This window comes from Mesorhizobium sp. Arg314, assembly GCF_053714275.1.
Genome location: NZ_JBSKBP010000015.1, coordinates 160,328 through 173,708, shown reverse-complemented (window position 1 = coordinate 173,708; position 13,381 = coordinate 160,328). Strand labels below are relative to the sequence as shown.

Annotated in this window: 13 protein-coding genes and 1 pseudogene; 2 read left to right on the top strand and 12 right to left on the bottom strand. The window is 61.0% G+C overall.

The features are described from left to right. From ACWGS9_RS18500 to ACWGS9_RS18490, 3 genes and pseudogenes are all read right to left on the bottom strand, one after another. Nucleotides 1-131, bottom strand: a pseudogene (locus tag ACWGS9_RS18500) (electron transfer flavoprotein subunit beta/FixA family protein); the annotation flags it as partial. Nucleotides 132-226: 95 nt separating this feature from the next. Next, complete coding sequence (locus tag ACWGS9_RS18495) at nt 227-1,366, bottom strand: acyl-CoA dehydrogenase family protein (protein ID WP_454506600.1); 1,140 nt, start codon at nt 1,364-1,366, stop codon at nt 227-229. Nucleotides 1,367-1,378: 12 nt separating this feature from the next. After that, nucleotides 1,379-1,780 (bottom strand): RidA family protein, encoded by a 402-nt coding sequence (locus tag ACWGS9_RS18490; protein ID WP_454506599.1) that lies wholly within the window; start codon nt 1,778-1,780, stop codon nt 1,379-1,381. A 191-nt stretch (nt 1,781-1,971) separates the two neighbouring features. On the opposite strand from ACWGS9_RS18490, the gene ACWGS9_RS18485 reads away from it, so the two are divergent. Next, nucleotides 1,972-2,760: a TetR/AcrR family transcriptional regulator gene (locus tag ACWGS9_RS18485; RefSeq protein WP_454506598.1), complete on the top strand. Its 789-nt coding sequence runs from the start codon at nt 1,972-1,974 to the stop codon at nt 2,758-2,760. Nucleotides 2,761-2,798: 38 nt separating this feature from the next. Here the strand turns inward: ACWGS9_RS18485 and ACWGS9_RS18480 are convergent, their stop codons facing one another. From ACWGS9_RS18480 to ACWGS9_RS18440, 9 genes are all read right to left on the bottom strand, one after another. Next, nucleotides 2,799-3,566 carry a hypothetical protein gene (locus ACWGS9_RS18480; RefSeq protein ID WP_454506597.1) on the bottom strand — a complete coding sequence of 256 codons (768 nt, stop codon included), beginning with the start codon at nt 3,564-3,566 and terminating at the stop codon, nt 2,799-2,801. Between the two features lie 264 nt (nt 3,567-3,830). Beyond that, nucleotides 3,831-4,604 (bottom strand): enoyl-CoA hydratase/isomerase family protein, encoded by a 774-nt coding sequence (locus ACWGS9_RS18475; RefSeq protein WP_454506596.1) that lies wholly within the window; start codon nt 4,602-4,604, stop codon nt 3,831-3,833. Between the two features lie 72 nt (nt 4,605-4,676). Continuing rightward, complete coding sequence (locus tag ACWGS9_RS18470; RefSeq protein WP_454506595.1) at nt 4,677-5,405, bottom strand: ABC transporter ATP-binding protein; 729 nt, start codon at nt 5,403-5,405, stop codon at nt 4,677-4,679. Nucleotides 5,406-5,415: 10 nt separating this feature from the next. Then, nucleotides 5,416-7,176, bottom strand: coding sequence for a branched-chain amino acid ABC transporter ATP-binding protein/permease (locus tag ACWGS9_RS18465; protein ID WP_454506594.1), 1,761 nt, complete (start codon nt 7,174-7,176; stop codon nt 5,416-5,418). After that, nucleotides 7,169-8,020, bottom strand: a complete 852-nt coding sequence (locus tag ACWGS9_RS18460; RefSeq protein ID WP_454506610.1) for a branched-chain amino acid ABC transporter permease — start codon at nt 8,018-8,020, stop codon at nt 7,169-7,171. The genes ACWGS9_RS18465 and ACWGS9_RS18460 overlap by 8 nt, the downstream gene beginning before the upstream one ends. 198 nt (nt 8,021-8,218) lie before the next feature. Continuing rightward, a complete protein-coding gene (locus tag ACWGS9_RS18455) occupies nt 8,219-9,385 on the bottom strand; it encodes an ABC transporter substrate-binding protein (RefSeq protein ID WP_454506593.1) in 1,167 nt (388 codons plus the stop codon). Between the two features lie 130 nt (nt 9,386-9,515). After that, entirely contained in the window at nt 9,516-10,124 is a 609-nt protein-coding gene (locus ACWGS9_RS18450) for a GNAT family N-acetyltransferase (protein WP_454506592.1), read from the bottom strand. A 162-nt stretch (nt 10,125-10,286) separates the two neighbouring features. After that, on the bottom strand, nt 10,287-10,769 hold the full coding sequence (locus ACWGS9_RS18445; protein ID WP_454506591.1) for a thioesterase family protein: 483 nt from the start codon (nt 10,767-10,769) through the stop codon (nt 10,287-10,289). Nucleotides 10,770-10,828: 59 nt separating this feature from the next. Next, nucleotides 10,829-11,626: an enoyl-CoA hydratase/isomerase family protein gene (locus tag ACWGS9_RS18440; protein WP_454506590.1), complete on the bottom strand. Its 798-nt coding sequence runs from the start codon at nt 11,624-11,626 to the stop codon at nt 10,829-10,831. A gap of 120 nt (nt 11,627-11,746) precedes the next feature. Between ACWGS9_RS18440 and ACWGS9_RS18435 the strand changes: the two genes are divergently transcribed. Then, nucleotides 11,747-13,354 (top strand): AMP-binding protein, encoded by a 1,608-nt coding sequence (locus ACWGS9_RS18435; protein WP_454506589.1) that lies wholly within the window; start codon nt 11,747-11,749, stop codon nt 13,352-13,354. Nucleotides 13,355-13,381: the final 27 nt, after the last annotated feature.

Below are 13,381 nucleotides of genomic sequence, written 5' to 3'. Positions count from 1 at the left end.
TCGACCGCGATCTCGTCGAACGGGTTCATCGCCATCTTGACGTTGGCAAGCTCGACGCCCAGTCCGTCGGCCTTCACGCGAACCTTCACATTCGCGTCCACAACCCGCTTCACGGGCACAAGGATCTTCATGAGCAAATCTCTCCCCTGCCCCGCGAAGCGTCGAGCGCCAGTGCGAGGCTGCAAATGACGATTGCCGGATTGTCTGGCGTCGGTGGCAGGCCGGATTAAAGCGACCGCGCGACGAGCTCTTTCATGATCTCGTTTGCACCGCCGTAGACGCGCTGAACCCGCGAGTCCGCCCAGGCGCGGGTGATCGGGTACTCCCACATGTATCCATAGCCGCCGTGGAGCTGGACGCATTCGTCCATCACCCGGAACTGCATGTCGCTGCACCAGAATTTGGCCATCGCCGCCGTCGATATGTCGAGGTTGTTCTCGATGTAGAGCTCGAGGCACTTGTCGACCATCAATCGGCCCAACGTCACATCCGCCTTCGCCTCGGCCAGCTTGAATCGCGTATTCTGGAGTTCGAACAACGGCTTGCCGAACGCCTTGCGGTCCTTGACGTATTCAATAGTCCAACCGAGCGCAGCTTCGGCATGGGCGACGGCCATGACGGCGATCCCCAGCCTTTCGGTGGCGAGCTTCTCCATCATGTAGGCGAAGCCCTGGCCTTCCTCGCCGACAAGGTTCGTGACCGGCACGCGCACATTGTCGAAGAACATTTCGCCTGTGTCGCCGCCCTTGAGGCCGGCTTTCTTCAGAAGGCGCCCGAGCGAGTATCCGTCCCGGCTGGCTTCCACCACGATGAGGCTCAACCCCTTCGCGCCGGAGGCCTCATTGGTGCGGGCCGCGACGAGGATGATGTCCGCCGAGGCCGCGTTTGAGATGAAAGTCTTCCTGCCGTTGATGACCCATTCGTCGCCGTCGCGGCGGGCCGTCGTGCGAACGGCCTTGAGATCGCTGCCGCCGTCCGGCTCGGTCATCGCCATCGCTCCGACAGCCTCGCCCGTCACCATCTTGGGAAGCCACTTTTCCTTCAACTCTTGAGATGCGAAACTTACCAGATAAGGAACAACGATATCGTTGTGCACCGACAGCCCCGCAGCATTCGCAGCGCCTGCTTTCGCCAACTCCTCGTCTATGACTGCACTGTACAGATAGTCGCCGCCCGGCCCTCCGAATTCCTCAGGTACGGTCGGCCCTAGAAGGCCATGCTCGCCCGCCCTGTTCCAGAAGTCACGCGGTGGCCGACCATTCTCCTCCCAGGAATCGAGCTCGGGCACCACTTCGGTCTCGAAGAACTTGCGCGCCGTCTCGCGGAACATCTCATGTTCGGCGGAGAATATCTTGCGTCCAGTCATAACCATCTGCCTTCAGCTCTTCTGAATAATTGCGCGGGCTTCGATCTCGATCCTTGCCTTTTCCATAAGCAGCCCTGACACAAGTATCAGCGTGATCGCAGGCAGGTGATTGCCGATCAGTTCGCGATAGGCCTTGCCGATATCCTTGGCGGCCACCCGGTAGGCATCAAGGTCGGTCACGTACCAGGTCATGGCAGCCACATGCTCGGGCTTGGCGCCAGCTGCGGCCAGAGCATCGACCACGTTGGCAAGCGTCTGCCGGGCTTCGTCGGCGAAGCTTACCGCCTCGATCTTCTCCGTACGCGGATTCCAGCCAATCTGGCCTGCGAGGAAGACGTGACGCCCCTCCCCTGCAACGACTTGAGAGAAGCCGCGCGGCTTCGCCCATCCCTCGGGATTGTAGGTTTCCAACATCTGTTTCCCGTCCATATCGTCTAAACTACCGAACAGTCGGATTATCTATCACCCAGTCGATTAATATGTCAACAACCGACTGGTAGTTTTGCCGACCGTCGGCATCGACATTCACGGCCGACCGCGCTACTTCTCACGCAGGCAGGTCGTCGCGTTCATGTGCCCGACGTACTAGGAAGGATGGGAAGAGCATGTCCGCTACTGCATCTACTGACACACCTAGGCGTCGTCGCCCCGGCATAGACAAGAACATGATCATTGCTGCGTCAGCCGAGCTGTTCGCAAAAAAAGGTTATCGCGCCACAAGTCTCGACGAAGTTGCAGAAAAGCTTGGCGTAAAAAAGTCGAGTTTTTACCATTACATCAATTCGAAAGAAGACGTTTTGATGGCGATCTTCGATCAATTCTACGCGCTTTGCGAAAAGCACCTCCGCCCCATTGCTCAGGATACTGAAGTACCGCCTAACGAGCGGCTGCGTCGTATGGTGCACGGCTACGTCAACGTAATGACTGACGACGTCAATATTATCGGCTCGCTTATACGGGCTGAATCGGAGCTGTCACGTCCGAACCAAATGATAGTACTTCGCAGGAACCGTGAACTGGAACGGATGTTCGAAAGCGTTGTCATCGAAGGCCAGAAGCAAGGGGTCATCCGCCACGTGACACCTAGACTGATTGCCTTGGCCATCATCGGGATGATCGAGTTCATGGTGCAGTGGTACAGCTTGGCCGGCTGGCCGCTGCCGGCCGAGAAAGTCGGCGCAGAGTTCGCTCTCCTGCTGGAGACTGGCTGGCTGTCGAACGGTTCCGACCGCACAGGTGCGTGGCCACGCGCCGCATCCGTTCACGAGGCGCTTAAAGATCCGTTGCAGCGGATCGGTCAGTTGCGTGCCGACCTGGAGAGGCTTGCGAGTGATCTCGAGCATATGGGCACACGACTCGAGGACGGGCTGGCAACGGACCGGTCCTCTACGTGACGAAGACCGGTTCCTCCAAAGGGTCAGGCATCATTGCGTTAGGCTGAAAGGCGATCCCGGCAGGCCACGACGGGCAGATCGGCTGTCACCCTGAAACCTGGGGCTACGGATGCAAGCCCGTCGATGCTGTTGACCATCCTGGCCGAGGTGCTGGTCACCCCCCCGGACGACAAAAGGACTTCTCCGCTCAAGTCGACCCGGAACGTCGGATTGCCGACGATCTCGACCGACATCGCCGGCGTTTCGTGCTCGCCTGAAGCATCGAGATAGCCGATCACTTCGAGGTCTATCCTGCGCGATTGGGTAGAATGAACCACAACCTGGTGGCTGAAGCCGCCGACAGTGCCGGCCTTCACGTGCGTATAATCGCCCTTGCGCTCGCGATCGGACACGAAGGCCTGCTTGGCCTGTTCCGTCTTCACGATCGGCCAGCCCAGCTGATGCGCGATGAAATGCGCCGACTGCCACAGCCGCTCGAATAGGAGCATCGTGCCCGCCTTCGCCTGCGCATCGAACTCCTCCGGCGACAGCCCGAAACCAAAGCGCCTCATGACATCGGGTCCGTATTTGTCGAAGTCGGTCCGGTCGAGGAACTTGATGGCCGACACGTCGGCGCATACGCCGGTCAGAAACAGGGGAAGCAGGTCGCTGAAAAAGCCTGGCACGATCCCGACCCCGAGAACGCGGATTCCGGCCTCCACAGCGGTTCGCTCGATGGCTTGCGAGAGTTGCGGATCGATTTCGACAACGTCGACGATGCCGTTGGCGGTGATCACATCGCACTTGGCGGCCGCCGCCTTGGTCACGACATCCAGGATGTGGGCAGGATCGTAGGACGTGCTGAGCAAAACGATGTTTGCTTTCGACCTGGCGAGACATTTTGCGAGGTCGGTCTCGAGCACCGGCGGTTCGCCCTTGAAGCCGAGTCCGGCGGTGTCGATCCCATCCAGGACCTCCCGCCTGTCGACGATGCCGACAAGCTGGTGACCACGTTTCGCGAGTTGGCTCAGATTCTCTCTTCCGACCGACCCGAAGCCGACTTGAACGACGCGCATGAAAACCTCCCGGATCTAGCGGTTCTGGTAATTGGCAGGCCGGCGATCCCGCCAGGCATGCATGCCCTCGACGGAATCCGCCGAGGCATGGACCGCACGGTTCAGTTCCAGGTAGAGGCGCAGCCCGTCATGCAGGTCGAGGCTCAGGCCGCGAAGCGCGATCTCCTTCGTCATCCGAACCGCAATCGGCCCATTGCGGGTAATCTTCCTGGCAAGCTCCAGCGTCGCGGCTTCGAGATTTTCCGCGTCGACCGCATGGTTAACCAAGCCAAGTCTTTCTGCCTCCTCGCCGGAAATCGGCTCGCCGGTGAACATCAGCTCCAGCGCTTTGCCGAGCGAAGTCAGATGCGGCAGCATCAGGGCTCCGAAGCCGTGCAGCACGCTCCAGCGCACTTCGGGCGTGCCAAGCACGGCGTTGCGCGCAGCCACCCGCAAGTCGCAGCTCAGCGCCAGTTCCAGCCCGCCCGCCAGGCAGAAGCCAGAAATGCTGGCGATGACGGGCTTGGAGACCCGCAGACCGGTGTCGAAGCGATCGGGCTTGAAGGCGCTCCATTCGAAGTCGCCTTCCGTCAGCACGGTATGGAGGATCGACAGGTCCGCGCCGGCCGAGAATGCTTTCGGCGTGCTCGAATTGACGATTATGACCCAGACGTCCTTGTTGTCGTCCATGTCGATCAGCGCCTGGCTGATCTCGTAGTACATCTCCATCGTCATCGCATTCAGCTTGTCGGGTCGATCGAGGGTGATGAAGCCGATATGCTCTTCGACCTTGGTCCTGACGAATTCCATTGCGATCAGACTTTCATAGTTGTGAGGGAAAGATGGGTGGCCGATCGGACCATTCCGCGACCCCGATATTGCTCAAATGCCGAGATACGCCTCGCGGACGAGGTTGCTGGTTCTCAATGTGGCGGCGGGCCCTTCCAGCCTGACCTTTCCGCCCTCCAGGACATAGGCGTAGTCGGCGAGGTCCAACGCCATCTGGGCGTTCTGCTCAACCAGGACGATGCTGACGCCCTCGTCGCGGATACGCCGGATAAGCTCGGCGACCTGCTGCACGATCTTCGGCGCCAGGCCGATGGTCGGCTCGTCGAGCAACAGCAGCTTGGGCGACGACATCAGCGCCCGGCCGATCGCGACCATCTGCTGCTCACCGCCAGACAGCGTGCCGGCATGCTGAGTCTGGCGCTCCTTCAGCCTAGGGAACAGGTTCCAGATGTATTCGAGCCGCTGTCTCGTCGCAGCCTTGTCCTTGACAGTGAAGGCACCCGTGAGCAGGTTTTCTTCCACCGACATATACGGAAACACGCCACGCCCTTCAGGGCAGTGGGCGATGCCGCGGCGCACCAGGATTCCCGTGCGCTCGCCGGTGACGCGCTGGCCATCGAACCAGACGTCGCCGCCTGCCGGCTTCAACACCCCGGAGGCGACCTTGAGGGTGGTCGTCTTGCCTGCCCCATTGGCGCCGATGATGGCCACGACCGATCCGGCTGTCGCCGACAGGGTGATGTCCTCGATTGCCGTGGCCTCGCCATAGCGGGCGCACACGCCTTCCAGCCGCAACAACGTGTGATTATCCGAGCTGCTCATTGCAACGCCCTCAGCCGAGATAGACTTCGTGGACAATCGGGTCCGATTGCACATGTTGCGGCGTGCCTTGCGAAATGATCTCGCCGAAGCTCAGCACAATCACCCGATCGCACACATTCATGATCACCGGCATACGATGCTCGACCAGGAGGATGGCGAGATCGCCCCTGGCCTGCAGCCGGCGTAGCACGTCGACGAAACGCTCGACCTCCTTGCCGGTCAGGCCCGTCACAGGCTCGTCCAGGCATAGAAGTCGCGGGCGGGTAGCCAGCGCCACCGCCAGGCCGACCAGCTTCTTGGTTCCGAAAGGCAGCGAGCCGGCCTCCATATCCCGAACCGCGGTGAGGCCCACCAACTGAAGCACGTCTTCCACGAGCGCCGAGTGCTCAGTTTCCGAACCACGACCGGCGGCGCCGGCGGCCAGCAGATTCTGATGCACGGTCAGCTTGTCGAACACGGCCGATGCCTGGAAGGTGCGGGTGAGGCCGAAGCGAGCGATCCGGTCCGGCGTCTTGCCGACGATGTTGACGCCTTCCAGTTCCACCGTACCCTTGTCCGGCCGGATGAAGCCGCTGATCAGGTTGAAGAGAGTGGTCTTTCCCGCGCCGTTCGGCCCGATGAGCCCGAGGGTTTCTCCTTCCCTGATCTCGAAGCTTACGGATTTCGTTGCGTGAAGGCCGCCGAAATGCTTGTCCAGTCCGCCAACCTTCAGCAGCGGACGGCCGCTGGCAAGATTGCGAGGCCGCGGCGCCACGGCTATCGGCGGCGAGGGCCGGTCGCCGGCCGGACTGGCGGCGCGGCTGGAGGATCGCCGCTCACGGTTCCACCGCGCCAGCGTGCCAACGATACCTTCCGGGAAAAGCATCATGATGACGACGATGCTGGCGGCGACGAACAGGGCAACGAAGTTCTGCGACCAGTTGAACACGATCGGAAGCAGGGTGATGTAGATCGCGCCGATGATGACGCCCGAAAACTGGCGCGAGCCACCGATGACGGCGTAGGTCAGTATGTAGACCGAGATCCAGAAATTGAAGCTCTGCGGCGCGACGAAGGTGATGTAGCTGGCATAGATGCCGCCCGTGAACCCGGCAAACACGGCCCCGAGAATGAAGGCCAGCATCATGTTCCTGAAGCGGCTGATGCCGGCAGCCTGTGCCAGGTCGTTGGAATCGCCCAGGGCGCGAAGTTCCAGTCCCCACCGTGAACGATCGATCACCCAGAAAAGCCCCACCGACAGCACAGTGAACAGCAGGGTCAGGTAGTAGAAGCTTGATATGCCCGAAATGCCTGTTGGCGGCGGGATGTTCGCTATCCCGGAAAAGCCGCCCGTAAGCGATACAAAGTTGGCGAAGACGGACTGCATCACCATGAGGAACCCGAAGGTCATCAGGAAGAAGTAGGGACCTCTCGTTCGCAGCGCCGGATATCCGATGACGACGGCGCCGAGCCCAGCCATCACGCCCGCGGCCGGAAACGCCAGCCAGAACGAGAGCCCTGCCTTCGCCGTCAGGATGGCGACGGTGTAGCCGCCTATCCCGTAGAACGTGCCGTGGCAGAACGACGCCGCGTCCGCCGTCATCAGCAACCTGTAGCTCACGCCGAGCACGATCGCGAAAAGCGTCAGGATAAGGACGTGGACAAGATATTCGCCGAGGAATGAAGGGGCGACGAAGAGCAATGCCAGCACGGCCGCAAGGCCAGTCCAAGCCAGTTGGTTGGGAATGCCGGCGGAAATGCCCGCGGAAGACCTCGAAGCGACATTATTCATGGCCGAACAGCCCCTTAGGCCGAACCAGCAGGATCAGCATCGCAAGAAAGAAACTCACGCCGACCGCGAGTTGCGGCGTCCACAACGAAATAACCACGCTTTGAACCATGCCGATGAAAATTGCCGCCGCCAGGGCGCCGCCGATGCTGCCCATCCCTCCGAGGATGATGACGACGAAAGCCAGCAGGAGCGGACCGGCCCCCATGTCCGGCAGCATCTTCTGCAGCGGCGCCATCAGACCGCCGGCCAGGCCGGCCAGGGCGCCGCCCAGGCCGAAGGTCAGGATCGATATCCGTGTCACGTCGATGCCCTGCAGGCGCGCCGCGTAAGCATTCTGCTGCATTGCCCGCATGGCGCGGCCGTAGCGCGTATGGTCGACGAAAAGATAGAGAAGGCCGACCAGCAAGGCCGACGCCAGCATGACGAAGATGCGATGCTTATGCAGGATTATGCCGTCGACATGCCATACCCCCGGAAAGGGCGTGCCGACGCTCTGCGGCGTGCCGCCGAAGACGATCCATGCCGCCGCCTCGACGAACAATCCGACGCCGAGGGCCATCACCGCGCCTTCCAGCAGGCGCCCATGGAAGCGGGAGAACAGCGCTACTTCCAGCAGAACCCCGCATGCCGCGAGCAACAGGCCGGCTGTGGCGAGCGCGACAAAGTAGTTCCAGCCCAGGGTCCCGCACAGATAGACTACGGTGTAGGCGCCGAGCATGTAGAGCACGCCGTGCGCGAAGTTGGTGACCCGCAGGATACTGAAAATCAAGGTCAGGCCGATGGACACGAGGGCGAGCGACGCCCCCATGGCAAGGCCGTTGATTATGATCTGTACTGTTAGCATTGAGGAGTTCCCAAGGGTCGGCCGCCAGCAGCGCCGATCCAAACTCAGTGATTGGGACGGCCTTCGGCCGAACAGGCGGCTCCTTGAATCACCCGGAGAGAGCCGCCTCGCCCGGAGGCCGTAGCCAGCGCGAACCCGCCTCTCGCGGACAGCCTGGGGCCGGACGCACGGGAACAGGATCGCGGCTTCGGAGAGATCCTAAGGCTTATAGACGTATACCTGCTTCAGCGACATGGACGTGCCGTCCTTGCCGATCTCGCCGACGGGAATATCCGATACAAAGGCTCGCGGCAGCCCGTAAGTGACCTTGCCGCCGTAGCTTACCTTTCCTCCGAGGCCCTCGACCGAAACCTCGCCCAGCGCCTCGGCCACCTTGGCCGTGTCCTCGAAAGTTCCCGCCTTTTCGATCGCGGCCTTGAGCAGCCAGAGATTGTCGTATTGCTGCCCGGTCCACATTTGCAGGCTGCCGTAGCGCTGCCGGTAGCGATCCATCCAGCTTTTACCCTTTTCAGAATCGAAGCTCGACCAATAGGGAGCCGAATAGCCGCCGGCGACGGCGTCTACCACGCCGGCCTTTTCTATCGCATCCTTGTCGGCCGTATCCGAGAAGATGAAGATGCCCTGATAGCCGTTTTCCCTGAGCTGCTTCACCATTTCAGTTGCCTGGGAACCGGGTGTCACGCCGAGATCGATGACGTCGGGGGCGTCCTGCATGACTTTCAGCGCGACGGGATAGAAATCTGTGACGTCGCGCGCCGTGAAGAGCGCGTTGAACTTCGTCCCGCCCTTTTCGATGGTCTTGGAAAGAGTATCGGCGTTGGAGTGGCCGAGTTCGTCGTCAGGATACATGGCGAGGAACGACTTGATGTTCGGATTCTTCTCCTTCGCCGCGGCTAGCATTGCCAAGGCGGCTTCCGAGCCGCTGAAGTAAGGCTTGAAGGTGTTGGGTGTCTTCTGGCCAATCCAGGTATCACCGCCGGCCACGCCGAATATCAGAACTTTGTTCGGCTCGGTGATCGGTTGGATGGCAGGGATGACGCCGCCCCCCATCACTTCGAGATACTTGACGCCGTCCTGCTGGACGGCCTGACGGACGACGGTCACAGCCTTGGTCGGATCGTAGGCGTGATCGTACTTGACCAGCTCCAGCTTATACGACTTGCCGCCGACATTGATGCCGCCGGCCGCGTTGATGTCCTCGATCGCGAGCTGGTCGTTGACCTCCTCCATCGACCCCCACGCAGCCGCGGGGCCGCTGAAGGCCGACACCAGGCCATACTTGATGGTTTCCGCCGCAAAGGCGTGCGTCGGGATACCCGCCAATAGCGCAACCACGGACGGTAACACTTGCTTCCAGAGTTTCATGCTCAGTTCTCCCATTAACGAACATTAAGTCAGTAAACCGACTGATAAGTCACTTGTCAATCCGACCGACGCTTTTTTGCCTGTTTTCTCGTTCGGACCGTCGCCCGCAGCTCACCGCGACGTGTAAGGACTACGCTTGGTTGGCGCCCTTGCCGGCGGACAATTCACGCATGTAGAGGCCTACAGTGGCCACGCTTTCGGAATCTTCGTCTTTGGCGATGAGACCGCGATCGACAAGCGCGCCGTGCATCTGACGATCGACCCATCGGTCGATACGAATGAAGTCCTTTGCGGCATAGATATTTTCCGGCTGCCCGCCCATGAACCGCATCACCGCGGTATTCGCGGGCACGGCCTTGGCAACGACCGCGTGGAACATGTTAGCGTCCGCCCATTCGACAAGGTGGTCGAGCAGCGCAGCGCCCAGGCCGCGTCCCTGATAACGCTGGTCCCGGGCTTCGCCGTCCGTCAGTTGGCCGACGTGATAGCAGTAGATGCACAATGTTCGATCGGGCAAATTCTGCCGGCGATCGGCGAAGTCACCCCACCAGTCGGGACTAAAGATGCCTTCCCTCGACCGAAGGCCAGGAAGGTGCTTCCGGAATTGCAACTGACCGACATGCTGGTCGCCGTCATAGGCCAGGATGGCGGCCGAGCCCAGTTCCTGGATGCGATCGCTCAACTCCGCCGCCTCGCCATGGCAATTCATCGGGACGTGCCCAACGTCATTGGCGATCATCGGACGGAAGCGAAAGAGGCTGCTGCTTTCCATGCTTCATTCTCCTGTCGCGACGGGAGCGTTCGTGCACCATGGCCAGGCTGTCGGATGCGGATGCACGAGGGTTGCGGACTCGCCGCCACGAGCTGGCGCCGTGAAGCGCCACGTCTCGAAGCCTCATTATCACGCCCGCCTCCTGCTTATCCCCACAGCACGGCCCAGATAGCCGGGTTTCGGGCGCGCCCTCACCTCCAAAGCAAGCCCCTCAAACAAAGCCAAGGTGTCCTTTCGAAAGGGCGCACTCTTCCTGGCCAGAATGTCGACATGTATTGCGAGAACCTCCAACGTCGCCGACAGCCAGCCATCCTCGTGGTGGAGCTCTTGGGCATAGACAAGTTTGCTGTGGTCGTGATCCACGTAGCGAAAGACAGAATAGACCCGGTCGCCTTCATGCAATTCACGCAGGAAACGCATGTGCGATTCTATCGTGAACAATGACCGATTTTCGGTGCGAATGTATTCTGTGCTCAGGCCGATTTCGTCCAATATATTCGAACCCAAAGTCTCGAACAGAAGTGGATAGTAGGCCATGCTCATATGGCCATTGAAATCGATCCACTCCCCTGTGACCGTATGACTGGCAGATCTGAAACGGGTTTCGCTCATAGTGATCCCGACGTCCGTTTGCGGCTTGGCCCGCAACAAGTTGGGCCGCCGACAGAATGTCAGCCGAAATTCGGCTCCCGCTTCTCCAGAAAGGCGCTCGTGCCCTCGATGCTGTCAGGCGACAGGTTGGATTGCAGCATGCTCTCCGTTTCGAAATGGAGCATGACTTCCAGCGATGCCTCCAGTCCGCGATCAAGCATCACCTTGTGAAGCTGGACGGCCATGGGCGCGCGCGAGGCGATCCGGCGCGCAAGCTTGTCGGCCTCCTCGACAAGGTCGCCGTCCTTGACCAGGCGGTTGACCAGGCCGATCCGGTAAGCCTCGGCCGCATCGATGAATTCGCCCGTATAGGCAAGCTCGCGCGCTTTCGCGAGGCCAACCTTGTGTGGCAGGAAGAAGGTGCCGCCATTGGTGATGGTCGCCCCGATATTGACTTCGGGGAACCCGAATTTGGCGTTGGCCTCGGCCACAACCATATCGCAGGCGAACACGAGCTCGCAGCCCGCCCCGACCGCATAACCTCTCACCGCGGCAATGACCGGGAACCGCGCAAGGCGGATCGCCCGCGTGCTGTCCTGCAACGACTTTTGCCATTCCCGCATCTGGCTGGCGCCGACCTTGCCCGAGGCGATGTCCTCGGAATGCTCCTTGATCTCGGCCACGTCATGCCCTGCCAGGAACGAGCGGCCCGCCCCGATGATGACGAGACATCGAATGCTGAGGTCTTTGTCGAGTTCGCGGACCAGATCCCCCAAGCGCGCCCAGGTCTCGATGGTCATGGCGTTCAGCTTGTCGGGACGGTTCAGCGTCAGCCACGCCACGGATCCCTTTTTTTCCACCTTGATCGCTTCGCTCACCCGATCCTCCTTCTCTTGAAATCAGAAAACCTTCCGTTTAGTCTATTAAACTAACGGTCGGTCGAAACACAAGCGAAATTTGCAGGATGGCCGACAAGCTCGCTGGGGAGGAGACGAACAATGAAGCAGTTTGAACCGGGCGAACGGACGATCGTCCACGTCATCAAGGAGGCGGCAAAACTCTCCAGCAAGCCCTTTCTCCGGGGCGATTTCGGGGACGTCTCCTACGCGGATATGGACACGCTCTCGAACCGCATCGCGAACGGCCTGCACAAGGCGGGCCTCAGCGCCGGCGACAGTTTGCTGGTGATGATGCGGGACGGTGTAGAGATGATCGCCCTGTGGGTGGCGTGCGCCAAGACAGGCATTATCGACGTGCCGGTGAACGTTGCCTATCGCGGCGATCCCCTGATCCACGTGGCCAACGACTGCAGCGCCAGGGTCGCGGTCATCGACAGCAGCTTTGCCGACCGGTTCGAAGCCGTGAGCGAAGAGCTCCGGGGGATCTCGGCCTATTACGTCATCGACACCGAACCAAACGGCAAAGCTGCCCCGACGGTCGCGGGCCACCAGGCATATCCGTTTCGGGATCTTCTGCTGGACGCACGCTTCGACGCGGAGTTGCCCGCCGAATCCGACGTCATGTCGATCATGTACACGTCCGGCACAACCGGCGGCTCGAAGGGCGTCATGGTCACGCAGGTCCACGCTTTCGAATATGGCAATGCCTGCGGCAGCGTGCTCGAGATCGGCGAGGATGATGTCTTCTACACGGGCGGCCTGCCGCTCTTCCACGTCGCCGGAAGATGGGGCGTGATATTCGGAACCGCCATTTTCGGCGCGACCGCCATCGTGCCGCGCCAGTTCAGTGTCCGCGGCTTCTGGTCCGACGTCCAGGCTTACGGCGTCACTTCGACATATCTGCTGGGCGCGATGGCCAATTTCCTGCAACGGCAACCCGCCGACGAACGCGATGCCGACACGTCGCTGGGGAAGGTCCTGATGTGCCCGCTTCTATCAGACACCGAAGACTTCGCGCACCGCTTCGGCGTCAGGGTCGCCACGGCATACGGCTCGACCGAGAGCGGCGGGCCCATTCGCATGGCGCTCGGCTCGTTCGTCCCTGACAAGCAGATCGTCGGCAGGCTGCGGGACGACAAGTATGAAGCGATGATCGCGGACGAGAACGACCGTCCCGTGCCGCCCGGCACGATCGGCGAGATCCTGCTGCGTCCGCGCGAGCCGTGGATCACGATGCGCGGCTATTGGAACCAGCCGGAGAAAACCGCGCAGATGTGGCGGAACCTATGGCTGCACACGGGGGACGCCGGACGCCACGACGAGGAGGGTAACCTCTATTTCGTCGACAGGATCCAGGACACGATCCGTCGCCGCGGCGAGAACATCTCCTCGATGGAAGTTGAAGGCATCATCAGCCGGCACCCTGCTATCGCGGAATGCGCCGTGTTTCCGGCTTCTTCGGAACACACCGAGTCCGAAGTCATGGTCGCGGTCGTGCTCAAGCCGGGTGAGTCCGCCGATCCCGTGGACATCATCCGCTTCGCCGAGAAGCGCATGGCCTATTTTATGGTGCCGCGATTCATCGACTTCGTGGAAGCGCTGCCAAAGACCCAGACCGGCAAGGTTCAGAAGAAGGTGCTTCGCGAGGCCGGACGCTCCGCTTCAACCTGGGACCGCGAGGCCGCTGGCATCAAAGTCGCCCGCTGAGCGGCGCGCGGCCATCACCGTCCGACC